Here is a 15,080-nt window from a genome sequence, read left to right as displayed (position 1 = left end):
AACAGCAATAAAAAACGGAGAATGTTTTAAAGAGTCGTGTATTTCTGTTCTATTTGAATATATCGACGCGCACTGGGAGTTCTTCACCGAGCCATACAGCGTTATCAGTATGATCTTGTAAATCATTACCTGTATTAGGATGAATAAGTACAGATAACCCCTTACGGTGTTGATCTAACCAGTTAACAAACCCCTGTTGATTATCATTGAAATGTATTTCAAACATTGGCTTATCATGAGGCCCTACTTTATGCATGACGAGTGGGAATATTCTCAAAATATCATCGCGGTTAGCTGTGATTTCATGGTGAAGGTGTGTGGCTAATGACTCTTGTGATAAGTCAAAGTAAACATGGGCGTGATACATGCTGCTTTCCTTTTGAATATTTTATAGGGTATATATGTATTTTAACCCTCTGAGGCTCTACATCCAGTAGGCTGAGTTGGTGTTCTTCATCAGTTTTGTTGATGTTGATATATCACAAAGAAAAGAGGGTTTATGAAGTAAATACGTTTCAAATGAGAATTAATTTCATTACTATGCAATGGAAGTTAACCCAAAGATGGCACTACCATGGAAAATGATTCACTCTCTCGCCTAAAAAAAGCATTCATTACTGGAGTGTGGGCAACGCTTGCCAGTATTTTAGTTGGTTTTTCGTTTAAGATTTGGTTAGCACAATGGGTGCCTAAAGCTGATTTAGCCCTGTATCACAGTGTTGTTGATATCATTTCACTCTCTTTAATATTGATGACAGGCTTCCGCTCATCGATGGTAGTGAGTTACTCACAAACGAATAATGATCGAGACATCATCAATATTTTCCGATATAGCTTAATTGCAATGGTATTGATTACATGGGGAGTCGTTATTCCCTATATAAAGCATGAGTTAAATATCAATGTGAGCTACATACAGTTGGTGGGTATCATTTTTGGTATGGGGTTAAAAGTCTATTTTACTAATTTAATTGCGATGTATCGCTTGTACAGTATTTCTAATAAGGTGACTTGGATTGAACCCATTAGCAATGTGGTAATGTTTGTTACTTGCTATTATGGTTTAGGCTTTGATGCTCTTACCTCTCTCTTTTATGGGTTAACGTTGTCATCTTTAGGTACGGCAGGGTATATGTTTATACGGCGTCGAAAAGAAATATCTACACGCCCTTTAGCGACAGTGCAGCTTGACCCTCTGTTAATCAGCTATGTAAAAAAAAGTGTTACAGCATCGCTTGAAGCTGGTGCAAGTATCCTTATGATCTATATCACCGTGTTATTAACGATCAGTCACTTTAGTATCGATGAGTTAGGGGATTTCCAAGTGGTTGTCCGACCAATATTTACCTACCTTACGATGCTATTTGTTTTTCCTATTTACCGTTTCGTTTTACCAGAGTTAGCTGTATGTGTTCGTGAAGGCAAGCATGATCAAATACGGAAAATTAAAAAATGGATCTATAAATTGAGCTTTATCGTTGGGTCTACTTTCTTTTTAAGCATGTTATTTTTCGGAAAAGACATTGTATTGTTTGTTTTTCCTGACGAATATAAAGGTGCGGTTCCTGTATTATTCCATTTTTCAATCTTTTTCGTATTTTTAATGCTCAATGCTTATCAGCTGGCCTATATCAAAGCACATGGTTGCTTTACCGAAAGTTTAATTATTCGTTTGAGCGGTATTGTGACCCTTGTTGTTTCTTATTACTTGTTTGCGCAATTTACAGCTAACGTTGTAGCGATAATTATTGCACTGTGTACAGGGTATGTTGTGATGTTTATCCTTTCGAGTTTTATTGAACATAAAATTTTAGCAAGGTATAAAAAAGAAACTTACATAGCCGACTAAGCAAAAAATCAACAATATGCTAAATAATAACATTGAGAAGATTAAGCAAAGTATGTAGAAAGGTGATTTTTTTACGCGCATTATGGATTCACGGTATATACTAGTATTTATAAAATATGAAATGAGTATGACGATTGTGCGAATGTTGTGTATCGTCGATTTATTAGTATAGAAAGGTGATGAAGTATGAAAGATAGAATATATACTGCACCAAAAGTGAGAAAGTTAGTGAAAGATATATCAGATAAAACAAAACAGAAACATTTAAAACGCCAAGGTGAAGCACCCGAATCAGAGTAGAGTCGGGTTTATGTTTGACTAGGATTTATTAATCTTTGTATAAATCAGACGGTTTTTAATCGTTGCTAGTGTTTTAACGTCGAATTGAATATCTGTGAGCTGTGGATTTAACTCGTAGAAAAGGACTTCGTCACGGGCTTTATTATAGCTATGTAAGAAGTAACCGTAACCGCTGGGGAATTTTAGATTCCATAATTGACTTTCAGCAACACGACTTTTTGCAATGAACTCGCCAATGTAGCTGGCATTAGCCGCAGTTACTTCAAACTTTAGTGAAAGATCCTCATCTGTTTTTTGGGTAAACGTTTGATTACCATTTGAACCTTTAATTGTGACTTGAAATATTTCATACTCGCCAACAGGCAATGGTAAAGTAAAAAGCTGTCCCATTTCTTTTTTATTTTTAAAATCAAAGTGTTGATTTTCATTCGTTAACGTTATTACTTCACTTTCAATCTCATCGTCAGTCATTAGAGTTGGGCTTTTAGTGCTGACTTCTCGAATATGTAATGTTGTAATTAAGGTTTCGCCAGTTGATGGCCAAACGGTTGCTGCGCCAAGAGTACCAACAAGGAATCCTATAGGTTGATTCTGTGTGTCAGTATATTTATCTGGTATCGAGATCTTCAAACCAGAAGTACAACCAAGAAGCATTAAACTACAAAAACAAATGAACAAATATCTCATGACACATTCCTTGTCGCGCTAATTTTTCTATTCTAACTGTAATTTAATTCGCTTCTAGGTGGATACTTATTTTATGCGAATATTGTGACAGTTTACTGACTCAGTAAAAAGTATTCTATATGTTAGGTTTGAAGGTATGACACAGGTGTACGTTTTTCTATGTAGTCGCTGTATTTATCGCCATTTTATTATCAGCTATGATAAAATAATGCAAAGGATGTGGTGGCGGAGTAAAAGCGCGAGCCAAAAGTAACCATTGTTCGCGACTTTTATTAAATTTATTGGGTATAAGAGATAATGCTATTTTTGTGTGGCAAAAAATTGGCTATCTTGATCTGCTAGTGCTAACAGGTGATTTTCCATCATCTGCATTAAATTAGCTTTATTCGAAAGAGGAAGAGCCATAACATCAGAAACGAGAGTGCACAGACCTTGCTCTGTTTCTTGACGGAAAATCATTCCGCATGCTGCTGGCTTACCTTTATGGAAACCTACATACAGATGTGCAGGTGAATTATCTTCAAACATAATTTGTGTTAGATATTCAAAAACGGCTTCTCTCTCACTCTCATCCTCCCACTGACTGGCAAGTACCATTGAAAATCGTATAGTGAGAGGGTGACAATCGACACGGTAGTAGGTCAACTCTGAATCTGAATTGCTTGGAATCGTTGATAATAATTGGGTTGATAGTTGTTCCAATCGGCTTTGATAAAGATTTAACCCTTTTACACTTAAAGGTGTTGGGAACTCAGCATCTGTAATGTGACTTGCCATCCAGCTATTCTTTAACTCGGTGATTTGTTCAATCATAAACTGCTTATCATAGATTCTTAAACGTAATTCATCATACCTTACCGTAAATAAATTCAATAAGGTATGAGATATTTAGAGAAAGGGTAATTTCTTAATGGTTAATGATGACATCTTGATTATCAACGCGATGGCGGTCACCATAGATCCCTTCCTCAAGGCGCTTTCCACAACTTATTATCATTGTTATTTCTGCCGTATTTGGCAGCCCTAATAATTGTTTAGTGCGTGTAGAGTCAAACCCTTCCATCGGGCACGTGTCATAGCCTTCAGCCCGCATTGCCGTCATAAAGGTCATAGCGGCTAATGAACTACTTTTATGAAGGCATACACGTAAATCGGCTTTACTGACTTCTCGTACCATTGGTTTATTGCGGCCAAGAAAGTAACTGATGGCTTTACGGGCTAATCCAAACAGCCCGAAGCGGTCATTGTTATAAACGAATGGGATCAGCTTTTCATAATATTTAAGGGCGCGTTTTGATGTTTCATCTTCTCTGCCATCGAATGCCTCGCGTATCTGATTGGCATTCATAGCGGCTCTTTCTTTCCATTTGTACGGCGTAACAACAAAGGCAACTAATTCATTCGCTGTTTTTGCTGCATTTTGCCCCATGCAATATGATGCGAGAGTTATACGCTTGTCATCACTGATAACGCGATGAAATTCCCAAAGTTGCATGTTAGAGCTGTTGGGTGAAAGCGTTGTGAGGGCTAAGGCACGAGCAACGGCATCATGATCAAAATTAGCCGTTTGATCATACTTTCGGACAGAACGACGGCTATGCATTAGCGATGAAAAAACATCAGCTTGTTGATTTTGATTAAGTGAGTTATTCATTTTAATCACGCCAGGATTTAATGTGTTTTGGGTATTTATAGTTGTATCAGCATGGGTACAGTCAGTCATATTCTTTCTGTCGCTTTAAAGTGTATACCCAAGTTACCTCAAGATGCTCGTTTCAGCGAGAATTTGTTGGGCTATAGGCAAGGTAAGTCCCTAACGAACGGTAATTTATCAACATCCATGTGAGTAGTAACAACATGACAAATAATGGCATAACGTTCGTTTTGATAACGAAAGCATAGCGTGACTATTTAACAACTTTATGACTATTTACTTACTCTGCTGGGTATAAGAAATACTAAATATAGAGCTTTAGCTTTAACGTCATGTCTATAAATCTTCATAGAAAGGGTTTACATGTAATGTTAAGGTATTAGTTGCATAATATGTCTGATGGCGTGCTGCAGAGCGTTATTTTTATGTTTTATGCAGAATACGCTGTGTTAGCTCTATTTTTATGCAATGTAATTACGTATTTTAGTTGTTAGGAATATTATTGATATTGCCAGTTATTTTATTAGGGAATTCTTACATGGATGCAGAATTGAAAGACCAGTCATTTACAAATTTATCATCAAATAATCCATTTCTGGGTAGCTACCATAATACTCTTTCTGTGCTGAAAGAGTTTGAGGTTGCTATGGCTGAAAAAAGTATGGCACCTAAAAGCGGATTAATATTTCCGTTTGATGCAATGAATCACGCTCACAATACAATGTTTGATGCATGGCGTGTTGTGATGGGGTTAGGTACTCAGGCTGAAGCTAAATTAGTTAAACAGTATGAAACAGAGAAGCTGCAAGTCAGTAGTGAAGAAGCGATTTATCAAGAATCAATTAAGATCTTAGAAAAGAAAATTATCGATAATAGACGTCAATTTGAAGCGCATGAAGCAGAGTTAGATAAAGCGGTAAAAGCAAAGCAAGCTGCGCAACGTAATGCTCGAAAGCAAAAAGCAGAATTTGAAGAAAGTGCAAAAAAAGTGCTGCAGCTTAGTAGTGAATTAAGTGATTCGTTAACACATGGAAAAGAACTTGAAGGGGTTAACAGTGCATTACAAGTACAGATTAATACCCTAACTGAGTCACTTAATCATGTTCAGAGTACAGAACAACAGCAAAATGAAGAGATTATTCGACTTCAAGCTGTTTGTGATGAATTAATAAAAGAAAAAGTATAACTTAATGGCGCTACCGTTATTTGAGCTTATTGATTAATCATCATTACAACATATCTAAAGCGTCTTTTACTCAAATTAACTGAGTTAAAGGCGCTTTACTTTTAGCATTGAATAGAAATAGCCAGCCACAAGGGCTGGCTGAAAGACGAGAGTTAACAATAATCACTCAGGAGCAACATCTTTTGGGGGGAAAGCGTTACTGTGTATTGTTATTCACTAGAAGTGTGACTGGTATTCTTTAGCGTCCATTTTATCAATATTCCATTGGCATACTGAACTAAGTATCGCCAAACGGTGTTCTTGTTTTGGTAAATACTTGCGATCGAACTTTTTACTGTTCATGAAAAACTTCCAAAAAAAACTTTTCATAATTAATGTCCTAATGGTTTTTATTCGAGTCTATTTTTGCGTTAAAATAGGAAAGTTAAAACAGAAGAAAACCATAAAGAAGGTTCCCCTTTTATGACAGGTCAACGCCTCAAGCTGCAATTTCAACGTTTGTACAATCACTTCTCTGGTGAGGATAGTGAAACGAACTTACAGGTAATAGCTGAAGTTCTTTTTTGTACTCGACGTAATGTTCGTATGGTCATGAATAAAATGGTTGAGAACGGCTGGATTGATTGGGAACCAGCAGTAGGACGTGGGAAAAAGTCACGATTAACCTTTCATAGCAGTGACAATGAGTTACAGGTGCTACATGCGAGAAAACTTGTCGCAGAAGGGAAGTTAGAACCTGCTTTGGCTGCATTAGATCATAATGCTGAAAAACTCGTACTTTTAATTCAAGAGCAATTGGGTGTTACAACTCAAAAGGGTAAGCAGATTGTCCGTCTTCCTTACTATCGCCCATTCAATAATATTAACCCGATTTTCCCATTACGACGGTCTGAACAGCATCTTGTTCGTCAGATTTTTAATGGACTGACGCGCATTAATGAGGAAAAAGAGGAAGTCGAAGGGGATTTAGCCCATCACTGGGAGGCTTTAACCCCTAGGCATTGGCGCTTTTATATACGTCCAGCGGTTCGATTTCATGATGGTAAGCTTCTGGAAAGCAAAGATATTATCTCAACGCTTGAGCAAGTGAAGACACATCGGCTTTTCAAGCATATAAAAGGGATAGATTCACCGTTTCTTAATGTGATTGATATTCACCTGAGTAAAGATGACTTTCGTTTAGCCGATTTACTCTCGAATATACTTGCAATGATTCAGCCTGCCGACGCTTTACAACGCCCAGATTATAAACTTTATCCTGTTGGTACCGGCCCTTATAAAGTGGCTATGAATGATAAACAACGCCTTAAGTTAGAAGCTTTTGATCAGTATTTTGGGCTTCGGGCGTTGATAGACATGGTTGATATCTGGATTTTATCTAATTTTACCGCTTGCTACCTAAAACCGACAACGGATGCAAACACCTTCGATTTTACCAATGTATCTTCACGCCTAAAGTTAGACGAAGGGTGTAATTATTTACTGTTTAACCGTAATTGCGGCTTGGCAAATAACCGTGAGTGGGCAGAATATTTTCAATCTCGCTTGGCACCCATTAATATTTTACGGTTACTTGATCAAGATAAAATTGGTGATTTTAGATTAAACAACGCTTATGGCTTACTGCCAGGGTGGATGCACGTATTATCTGCACCTGTTGTTGAATCGGCACCAACGAAACGCACGGTAACGCTTGCTTATCCTCAAGAGCATCCTGTTTATCCACATGTAGCTGAAACAATAAGAGCGTTATTTGCTGAAGATGGTTTAAAGCTGAAAGTTATCGAACAAACATCAACGGATATTTTATTGGGTAAGCATACCGATAAGATTGATCTTTGGTTGGGTGGTATGAGCCTGAGCAATTACCGTAATGATGCAATTCTACCTTGGATTTATAATTTCGATCATATATCGCGTGTAATGCCAAAAGAAGAATTTGATACAATTGAGCGGGATATAATGGCATGGCGAGCAGATAAAAATGGTGAATTTCCAGCCCAGCAAATAGGGACAAAGCTCGTCCACAGCGGGCAAATACTTCCTTTGTTCCATAACTGGCTAGGTGTTGATAACTCGGGGATTATCCAAGGAATGACATCCAATTCGATGGGGTGGTTCGATTTTAAATCCGTATGGATGCGACCAGAGCTTGATGAATAATAGCCTTTAATCGTAATGTATCTAGGCTATTAGCTTGTTTGTGCCGCAAGATGAAATATCTTGCGAGGCCTTTTGTAAAATACCCTTTGAGATATTTTGTGAAAGGTTTTCGTGTAAATAATTGATATATGCCAGATGTGCTTGTGGCTCCAGTGCACTTGGTCGTACTGAAATTACTTCTTCAGTCGCCTTCGCGAATGTGATACCTCGTTCTAATTGTAGGCGTATTGCAACCAAGCCTGTCTGAGAGGAGCCGCGTCGGCAGTGAATAATTACCGATTTGTTATCATCTAACAGTTGATGAATTGAAGGTATGATTGCCAGCCAGCGTTCCTCAAAGTGATTTTGTACTAGTTCTAGCTGTGAGTCATTGTCTGGTAATGGTAAATGAAACCAAACCATCCCAGCTTGTTTTGCATGAGACTCAATTTCTCTTGTATTCAGTTTTGCCACTTCTTCTTTAGGCAATAACGAAAGAATGGCTGAGGTTCCCCAACGTCTAAACTCTATTAATGATTCAATAACGTCGGCGTCTTTAGTGCCAGGGCAGGGCGTTAAACCAATTTTTGCTTGTGAACGCCCAGCTGTAATTGACCATATCGGGTGTAATCGTGACATGATATTTCCTTTGTACTTTTAGGTGTAAATAAAGAGTGATGTATTGCTCTTTTCTTGCGGGCAATAGTTACATTGAAATAAGACAGTTTTATTACGAAGATTCTGTTTGGCGATATTTCATACATAATTCACGTGTCATCAAACTGCCACTTTTCATTCATGGGACCGTCACTTTTTATGCTTATAACAATATTGAACATGACATTCAGTTGCTGTGTATCTCGCAAACTCAGCTGTTAAGTCTGTTGCACTTGTTGTTTTACTCCAGCAATAAGCCATATTCAGTATTAATGAGGAAATATTATGTTTGATGATGACCCTAATATATGGAAAGAATTAGACTCTAATTTTAAGGGCTCAGATTTTGATGACTGGGCTGAATTCGACGATATAGACTTAGAGTTTGACGATTAAGAAATAACTGTAAGAACAACCAATTAAGTTATTGATATGCCACCCAGCAGGTTAATGAAAGTGGGTGGCATTAGTTATTTTAAGTCAGTTGATATGTACATTGGCGTTAGGTTATTTTTTTGGTTCCCAGTTTTGGGTTGAAAACCATTGGCTAATTGGTCGCCATACTGTGTCAACGGCTGCGCCATACCAAGGTGCTTCTACAACATCTTCTAGCGCAAGAATAGGTTGAACGATGAGTATTTCTTCATCTAAGTACCATTCAATTTTACCTACTTGTGCACCTTTAGAAATGGGTGCTTCAAGGTTACTATTATAAAACACTTTATGTTCAAGGTTTTTACGTTGTCGGCGAGGAACGGTGATTACGCCACCATCACCTAATTCAACCGACACTTTTGACGGCGATCCATACCATACTTTTACTGGCTCTAGCTCTTTACCATCAAATGTAGGGGTAAGATCTTGATAGAAACGAAACCCCCAAGTCAGTAACTTTTTACTTTCTGAACGCCTTGTGCCCGTACTTTTAGTGCCCATTACGACGGCAATAAACCGTTGGCCGCTTTGTTCTGCTGATGATACTAAGCTATAGCCTGCTTTCGATGTATGCCCTGTTTTTACGCCGTCTACATTTAATGTGGTATCCCATAGAAGTCCGTTTCTATTTCCTTGTTTTATATCCTGAAAGGTGAATGATTTTTCTTTAAATAGTCCGTACATCACTGGTAAATCTTTGATTAGTGCTCTGGTTAAAATCGCCATGTCATAGGCGGTTGTGAATTGTTCGTCAGCATCTAAACCATGTGGGTTAGTGAAATAGGTATTTTGCATACCGATGACTTCAGCCTGACGATTCATCATTTCAATAAAAGCCGCTTGGTGACCTGCAACATGTTCAGCTAACGCGACGGTAGCATCATTACCTGATGAAATAATTACGCCTTTATTGAGTTGGTCGACAGTCACATTATCGCCAATGTTTAAAAACATCTTAGAAGAACCAGGAAATTTTTTACCCCAAGCATTCTCACTGATGATCACAAGATCATCATTATTGATATGCCCTGCGTTTATTTCTTTACCCACCACGTACGACGTCATTATTTTGGTTAAGCTGGCAGGGGCTAATGGTTCGTTCTCTTTAAAACTTGCGATGACTTGGCCAGATTCATAGCTCATTAATAGCCAAGCTTTTGCATCAATAACGGGAGGTGAAGGTAAAACATCAGCGCTTGCCGAGAACGGCAGGCTGATCATAGTGCAAAGAGTAAATAGAGAGAGATGTTTTAAAATAGTCGTTTTTATCATTGCTCTATTTTCCTTAAGTAGCAATTAATTAGTGCTACTTCTAGCTTAGTAAAAACTTGCGAACTGTAAGATAAATTTACGAAACTGATTTAATCATTACGATAGACAAGATTTAAATTGTTTTGCCCCTCCATAAAAATAACGTGTAGATTAATGAGTTGAATACTTTCTTGCTGCCATTTACTTTGTTGCTGTATTTGGCAAAACTCCATCATTACAACGATCATTCGTTCTATTTTTTTTAGGCTCCAACGTTTGATGTCATCACTGTGTGAAGGGTGACATATCATTCCTTGTAACTTGGCATACGCAAATTGTAGATATGAGAATGCTTTGTCTGGGTCACCTTGATCTTGGTAATAGAGGCTTAAACGCTGGCAAGCGTCAAACCAGTAAGCAAGAGCCTCACTATTCATATCTGAAGCAACATTTTCGAAAAGAGTGCTAGGTACTAGGTTTACATGATCGATAAGTATTTCAATATTTTGACTTTGATTTGGTTGGAACCAAATTTTAATCCCATCTAACCAATAGCTTATTTCTGTCATAAACCTGTCCTTCTTCTACGGCATTTAATTACTCTTACTGATAAATAGTTTGGTTCAAATTTTGGCAAATAGTTAAGCCATAAGGGTAGATCTATTGTAGATGTGTACAAGAATTATACAGGATTGGCGTATTTGATGAAATTGAGTGTGTAAGGGTTTTGCAGCTTGCAGGTTTACTTCACGTTAATGAAATGTGTATTTATGTAGAATTTAGCCAGTTATTATTTCTCAGGGAGTTGAGAGCAGATATGAAAATCCGAGCTTTTATATTTATCATTTTAGGGATAGTTTTTGCATCTCCGGCATTTGCGGTTGACTCTTCTATCGATTTAACACAATCAACAATTGGTTACGCTTCACTGGTTATTTTTGGTTTGGCTTATTGTTTGGTGATGGGGGAAGAGTATTTACAATTACGTAAATCAAAGCCTGTTTTACTTGCTGCAGGCTTAATTTGGATATTGATTGGTTATGTATTTCAGCAGCAAGGGCAAATTGATGTTGCAAAAGCAGCGTTAGAGCATAACTTACTTGAATACTCAGAATTACTGTTGTTCCTTTTAGTGGCAATGACGTATATCAGCGCAATGGAGGAACGCCGATTATTCGATGCATTACAGGCTTGGATGGTGAGTAAAGGATTTAATCTTCGCACTTTATTTTGGCTTACAGGTATCCTCTCTTTCTTTATTTCACCGATAGCAGATAATTTAACGACAGCACTGTTGATGTGTGCCGTAGTAATGAAAGTCGGTGGAACCAATACTAAGTTTATTAACCTTGCGTGTATTAATATTGTTGTAGCCGCTAATGCTGGTGGTGCGTTTAGCCCATTTGGTGATATTACAACTTTAATGGTTTGGCAAGCTGGGTTGGTGTCTTTTAATGAGTTTTTAGCGTTGTTTATTCCTTCGGTAGTGAACTACGTTGTTCCAGCATTAATTATGTCTTTCTTCGTGCCTAAAATTCAACCTGACGCATTAAGTGAACATGTCGAATTGAAACGTGGTGCGCGCCGTATTGTATTTTTATTCCTATTAACTATTGCAACGGCTGTTGCATTTCACGGTGTACTGCATTTTCCACCCGTTATCGGCATGATGATGGGATTGGCTTATCTTCAGTTCTTTGGCTTTTTCCTGCGTAAAACGTTATCAAGATCGCTGGCAAAGAAAAAAGCACATGCGTTAGAAGTGCATGATGACGCTGCACTTAAGCGATTAGGTTCGGTGGTTCCTTTTGATGTATTTAAGCGTGTTTCTCATGCCGAGTGGGATACATTACTGTTTTTCTATGGCGTCGTAATGTGTGTTGGTGGCTTAAGCTTATTAGGGTATTTAGGGTCAGTATCTGAGGTTATGTATTCAGAATGGAATCCAATTTGGGCGAATATTGTTGTTGGTATTCTGTCTGCCATTGTTGATAACATTCCCGTTATGTTTGCGGTGTTAACCATGATGCCTGATATGTCGATAGGTAATTGGTTGCTTGTTACGTTAACCGCTGGTGTGGGGGGAAGTTTACTGTCAATTGGTTCGGCGGCTGGCGTGGCCTTAATGGGCGCTGCTCATGGTAAATACACCTTTTTTGGCCATTTAAAATGGATGCCTGTTATCGCAATAGGGTATGTGCTCAGTATTGTTGCGCACCTTATGATTAATGGTGCGTTATTTACGTAATACCTCGTTTGTATTCGAGTGTTTAACATCGAATAGCTGGGTCATTTGATCCAGCTTTTTTTAATTGTTACCACTGGTAAATTTGGGTTGTCTATCACTTTTTCGCACTAAGGCGATAATTGATTAGGGATTTTTGTTTTCTTGTATGTCATGTTCTAGTACTAAGATAGTAAAGGTATTAATTTTTATTAATTGGTCGGTATCAACTGGTTAATTTCAAATTTGAATGTTACCGCAAGCTTTTGATGCAGAAGGAATCGCATATGAAAAAAATGGAATTGTTATGTGTTGGTACGATTCTACTGAGCCCGTTACAGTCTTTTGCTGCAATGGACCTTGAGACACTATTTCGTATGCCAACGTTTAAGCTTGGTATAGCAAGTGGGGCTGGAAGTGTCGAGGTTTCAGATGGTAATACACTCCATGATGTGAAATTTAAATCGACATCTTCAATATCACCATTAATTACTCTGATTCAATCTCCTTATTATTTTAATGATGAAACGCGCTGGGGATACCACACTGAAATAAATGCTCGTTATTTCAAGTTAGATTATGATGATAAAAGCAGTGACTTTGTTGATGGTGAACTTGAAGGTTATTCCGCATCTTTAACACCCGTATTATTTTATCAGTGGGGTCATAAAAAACTGTGTGAATCATGTCGAAGCTGGCGAGTAGAGGTTGGAGCAGGTGTTAACTATTTATATTCAGATGGCGATGTAAAGAGTATAAATGGAGATAAAACAGACTTTTCAAGTTCTGGCTTTGGTTTTAATTCACATGTGGGTACGGTGGTGAATTATCATCAATGGGAATTGGGATTAAGGCTTGTGGTGCCGACACGAATTGATGATGAAGTAAAAGCACGTCATGCTTTATCAAATGTGAACATTGCATACCGATTTTAGAACGCAATGCTCACTCCTTTCCTTAGCTTATTCTTGCATTATAAAGCGCGCTTTAACGCCGTTATAAAGGTATCGATGTCTGCTCGGCTTATATCTAAATGAGTGACTAAACGCATAGGGTTCCCCGCGCTAAATAAGATACCTTGCTCTTTTAAGTTATCAACTAACTGCTGTTGATTGATAGTTGAGTCAACCTTAGCAAAAAGCATATTCGTTTGAACATGTTCAAGGTTAACTGAAAAACCGTTAACCTTTGCTAATTCTTCTGCAAGATAACGGGCGTTGGCATGATCATCAGCTAAACGAGTAACATTTTCTGTAAGGGCTATTTTTCCTGCTGCCGCTAAAATACCAGCTTGGCGCATACCGCCACCCAATACTTTTCTCCAACGATGTGCTTTGGCTATTAACTCATGGCTGCCTAGTAGCAATGACCCAATCGGTGCTCCTAACCCTTTTGATAAACAGATTGTCATTGAATCGAAGTATTGTGAGACCTCTTTGATGTCTACTTCTAATGCTACCGATGCGTTATATACGCGAGCGCCATCTAAATGCAATTTTAAGCCGTGCAGATTGACAAATTCACGTGCTTCTTTCAAATATGATAACGGCAGTACTTTACCATTAATGGTATTTTCAAGGCTGAGTAGGGTAGTACGCGCAAAGTGAGGGTCTATTGGCTTAATGGCAGCTTTCAGCTTATCAATAGAAATTGAACCGTCTTTTTCATTTTCGATAGGTTGTGGTTGAATAGAACCTAATACTGCTGCACCACCACCTTCAAACTTATAATTGTGCGCTTGCTGACCGCAAAGGTACTCATCACCACGTTCACAATGTGCCATTAAACCCAATAAGTTTGCTTGCGTGCCTGAACTACAAAAAATTGCTGCTTCAAAGCCGTGGCGTTCCGCTGTCCACTGTTCCAAATCATTTACTGTAGGGTCATCACCATATACATCATCGCCTACAGGGGCTTTCATCATTGTTTCCAGCATTGAGGCTGATGGGCGTGTCACTGTGTCTGAGCGAAAATCAATCATAATATTTACTTCCTTTTATATTCTTCTGACTATATCACTCAAATATAGAATTTTGCTACTGCATAAAAATCTTAAATTCTTTGTCTTACAGTGTAATTGCAGTCCATTTTTGTGAGGAATATATGTGTATTTATTGTGAATATTTATTGAACATGCCTGATTTTCACTACACTTAAGATACCTTGATAGGTTAGGTATAACTCAACTTGGAGAGAGGAATATGTTAGCTGAATATCGAGAATTCATTTTACTTGATAGCAGAGCCCGTCATGCCAATATACGTGTCATTCCCACTGGAGTGCTAGAAGTCAGTATTCAAGATGAAAATGACAAGATGCAGGCAGAATTTGCTCAACTGTTGTTTAGCTCTACGGGTGAAAAAACAGAGCTGGTTTGTCGAAATAGTGTGAGTTGTGATGATGTTAACTGGTATTTAGAGCTATCAAATGCCGATGCTCGAGAGCTATCACAGTTGATCGAGCAAGCTGAAGAAGAGTTTGAAATCTTAATGCGAGATCTGTAAGTGTTAAGGCATTCTATATTATTTTTTTAATTGTTATGTTGATGTAATTCTATGGCTATTTACTACCGTGCCCTACGCATTATGTAGGGTTTTTTCATGTTATTGACAGATGAGCGGTATGAAAGGCATTCGTTTCGTCTAAAAAGTATTTAACGTGATGATTTGTAATATTTAATGTTTATTCATTTTTG

Annotated in this window: 15 protein-coding genes; 6 read left to right on the top strand and 9 right to left on the bottom strand. The window is 38.0% G+C overall.

From position 1 onward, the window contains the following. Window positions 1-49: 49 nt before the first annotated feature. On the bottom strand, window positions 50-367 hold the full coding sequence (locus C9J47_RS21015) for a DOPA 4,5-dioxygenase family protein (RefSeq protein WP_107255254.1): 318 nt from the start codon (window positions 365-367) through the stop codon (window positions 50-52). 207 nt (window positions 368-574) lie between these two features. Between C9J47_RS21015 and C9J47_RS21010 the strand changes: the two genes are divergently transcribed. Next, the gene (locus C9J47_RS21010; RefSeq protein ID WP_107255253.1) at window positions 575-1,849 is read left to right on the top strand and encodes a lipopolysaccharide biosynthesis protein; all 1,275 of its coding nucleotides are present in this window, start codon (window positions 575-577) and stop codon (window positions 1,847-1,849) included. A 318-nt stretch (window positions 1,850-2,167) separates the two neighbouring features. Here C9J47_RS21010 and C9J47_RS21005 read toward each other — a convergent pair whose 3' ends face one another. The 3 genes from C9J47_RS21005 to C9J47_RS20995 form a co-directional block, all read right to left on the bottom strand. After that, window positions 2,168-2,836, bottom strand: a complete 669-nt coding sequence (locus tag C9J47_RS21005) for a hypothetical protein (protein ID WP_107255252.1) — start codon at window positions 2,834-2,836, stop codon at window positions 2,168-2,170. Between the two features lie 300 nt (window positions 2,837-3,136). Continuing rightward, window positions 3,137-3,649, bottom strand: coding sequence for a hypothetical protein (locus C9J47_RS21000; RefSeq protein ID WP_107255251.1), 513 nt, complete (start codon window positions 3,647-3,649; stop codon window positions 3,137-3,139). Window positions 3,650-3,743: 94 nt separating this feature from the next. Then, window positions 3,744-4,490 carry a nitroreductase family protein gene (locus C9J47_RS20995; RefSeq protein WP_107255306.1) on the bottom strand — a complete coding sequence of 249 codons (747 nt, stop codon included), beginning with the start codon at window positions 4,488-4,490 and terminating at the stop codon, window positions 3,744-3,746. Between the two features lie 538 nt (window positions 4,491-5,028). Here C9J47_RS20995 and C9J47_RS20990 point away from each other — a divergent pair. Beyond that, the gene (locus C9J47_RS20990; protein ID WP_107255250.1) at window positions 5,029-5,676 is read left to right on the top strand and encodes a coiled-coil domain-containing protein; all 648 of its coding nucleotides are present in this window, start codon (window positions 5,029-5,031) and stop codon (window positions 5,674-5,676) included. Between the two features lie 216 nt (window positions 5,677-5,892). Here C9J47_RS20990 and sgrT read toward each other — a convergent pair whose 3' ends face one another. After that, on the bottom strand, window positions 5,893-6,045 hold the full coding sequence (gene sgrT, locus C9J47_RS27470) for a glucose uptake inhibitor SgrT (protein WP_342749878.1): 153 nt from the start codon (window positions 6,043-6,045) through the stop codon (window positions 5,893-5,895). A 93-nt stretch (window positions 6,046-6,138) separates the two neighbouring features. Between sgrT and sgrR the strand changes: the two genes are divergently transcribed. Further along, window positions 6,139-7,839, top strand: a complete 1,701-nt coding sequence (gene sgrR, locus C9J47_RS20985; RefSeq protein WP_107255249.1) for an HTH-type transcriptional regulator SgrR — start codon at window positions 6,139-6,141, stop codon at window positions 7,837-7,839. A gap of 21 nt (window positions 7,840-7,860) precedes the next feature. Here the strand turns inward: sgrR and C9J47_RS20980 are convergent, their stop codons facing one another. From C9J47_RS20980 to C9J47_RS20970, 3 genes are all read right to left on the bottom strand, one after another. Further along, window positions 7,861-8,457 carry a protein-tyrosine phosphatase family protein gene (locus C9J47_RS20980; protein WP_107255248.1) on the bottom strand — a complete coding sequence of 199 codons (597 nt, stop codon included), beginning with the start codon at window positions 8,455-8,457 and terminating at the stop codon, window positions 7,861-7,863. 525 nt (window positions 8,458-8,982) lie between these two features. Beyond that, entirely contained in the window at window positions 8,983-10,182 is a 1,200-nt protein-coding gene (locus C9J47_RS20975) for a D-alanyl-D-alanine carboxypeptidase family protein (RefSeq protein WP_107255247.1), read from the bottom strand. Window positions 10,183-10,271: 89 nt separating this feature from the next. Continuing rightward, window positions 10,272-10,730: a hypothetical protein gene (locus C9J47_RS20970; protein ID WP_107255246.1), complete on the bottom strand. Its 459-nt coding sequence runs from the start codon at window positions 10,728-10,730 to the stop codon at window positions 10,272-10,274. 248 nt (window positions 10,731-10,978) lie between these two features. Here C9J47_RS20970 and nhaD point away from each other — a divergent pair, with 248 nt between their 5' ends. Both nhaD and C9J47_RS20960 read left to right on the top strand, forming a co-directional pair. Next, the gene (gene nhaD / locus C9J47_RS20965) at window positions 10,979-12,409 is read left to right on the top strand and encodes a sodium:proton antiporter NhaD (RefSeq protein ID WP_107255245.1); all 1,431 of its coding nucleotides are present in this window, start codon (window positions 10,979-10,981) and stop codon (window positions 12,407-12,409) included. Between the two features lie 263 nt (window positions 12,410-12,672). Beyond that, window positions 12,673-13,320, top strand: a complete 648-nt coding sequence (locus C9J47_RS20960; RefSeq protein ID WP_107255244.1) for a hypothetical protein — start codon at window positions 12,673-12,675, stop codon at window positions 13,318-13,320. A 38-nt stretch (window positions 13,321-13,358) separates the two neighbouring features. On the opposite strand, the gene ltaE is transcribed toward C9J47_RS20960, so the two are convergent. Next, window positions 13,359-14,363 (bottom strand): low-specificity L-threonine aldolase, encoded by a 1,005-nt coding sequence (gene ltaE, locus C9J47_RS20955; protein ID WP_211321782.1) that lies wholly within the window; start codon window positions 14,361-14,363, stop codon window positions 13,359-13,361. A 223-nt stretch (window positions 14,364-14,586) separates the two neighbouring features. Between ltaE and C9J47_RS20950 the strand changes: the two genes are divergently transcribed. Continuing rightward, window positions 14,587-14,889, top strand: a complete 303-nt coding sequence (locus tag C9J47_RS20950) for a hypothetical protein (RefSeq protein WP_107255242.1) — start codon at window positions 14,587-14,589, stop codon at window positions 14,887-14,889. The last annotated feature ends 191 nt before the right edge of the window (window positions 14,890-15,080 follow it).

This window comes from Photobacterium indicum (assembly GCF_003026215.1).
GTDB lineage: Bacteria > Pseudomonadota > Gammaproteobacteria > Enterobacterales > Vibrionaceae > Photobacterium > Photobacterium indicum.
The sequence above is the reverse complement of the archived record's forward strand: the minus strand, read 5'-3'. Positions and strand labels throughout refer to the sequence as shown.

What these genes read in the sequence shown, in the direction of transcription:
- nhaD (WP_107255245.1), top strand. Translation starts at nt 10,979, where the DNA reads ATGAAAATCCGAGCTTTTATATTTATCATTTTAGGGATAGTTTTTGCA.
- sgrT (WP_342749878.1), bottom strand. Translation starts at nt 6,045, where the DNA reads ATGAAAAGTTTTTTTTGGAAGTTTTTCATGAACAGTAAAAAGTTCGAT.
- C9J47_RS21015 (WP_107255254.1), bottom strand. Translation starts at nt 367, where the DNA reads ATGTATCACGCCCATGTTTACTTTGACTTATCACAAGAGTCATTAGCC.
- C9J47_RS20990 (WP_107255250.1), top strand. Translation starts at nt 5,029, where the DNA reads ATGGATGCAGAATTGAAAGACCAGTCATTTACAAATTTATCATCAAAT.
- C9J47_RS21010 (WP_107255253.1), top strand. Translation starts at nt 575, where the DNA reads ATGGAAAATGATTCACTCTCTCGCCTAAAAAAAGCATTCATTACTGGA.
- C9J47_RS20995 (WP_107255306.1), bottom strand. Translation starts at nt 4,490, where the DNA reads ATGAATAACTCACTTAATCAAAATCAACAAGCTGATGTTTTTTCATCG.
- C9J47_RS21000 (WP_107255251.1), bottom strand. Translation starts at nt 3,649, where the DNA reads ATGATTGAACAAATCACCGAGTTAAAGAATAGCTGGATGGCAAGTCAC.
- C9J47_RS21005 (WP_107255252.1), bottom strand. Translation starts at nt 2,836, where the DNA reads ATGAGATATTTGTTCATTTGTTTTTGTAGTTTAATGCTTCTTGGTTGT.
- C9J47_RS20950 (WP_107255242.1), top strand. Translation starts at nt 14,587, where the DNA reads ATGTTAGCTGAATATCGAGAATTCATTTTACTTGATAGCAGAGCCCGT.
- C9J47_RS20980 (WP_107255248.1), bottom strand. Translation starts at nt 8,457, where the DNA reads ATGTCACGATTACACCCGATATGGTCAATTACAGCTGGGCGTTCACAA.
- C9J47_RS20975 (WP_107255247.1), bottom strand. Translation starts at nt 10,182, where the DNA reads ATGATAAAAACGACTATTTTAAAACATCTCTCTCTATTTACTCTTTGC.
- sgrR (WP_107255249.1), top strand. Translation starts at nt 6,139, where the DNA reads ATGACAGGTCAACGCCTCAAGCTGCAATTTCAACGTTTGTACAATCAC.
- C9J47_RS20960 (WP_107255244.1), top strand. Translation starts at nt 12,673, where the DNA reads ATGAAAAAAATGGAATTGTTATGTGTTGGTACGATTCTACTGAGCCCG.
- C9J47_RS20970 (WP_107255246.1), bottom strand. Translation starts at nt 10,730, where the DNA reads ATGACAGAAATAAGCTATTGGTTAGATGGGATTAAAATTTGGTTCCAA.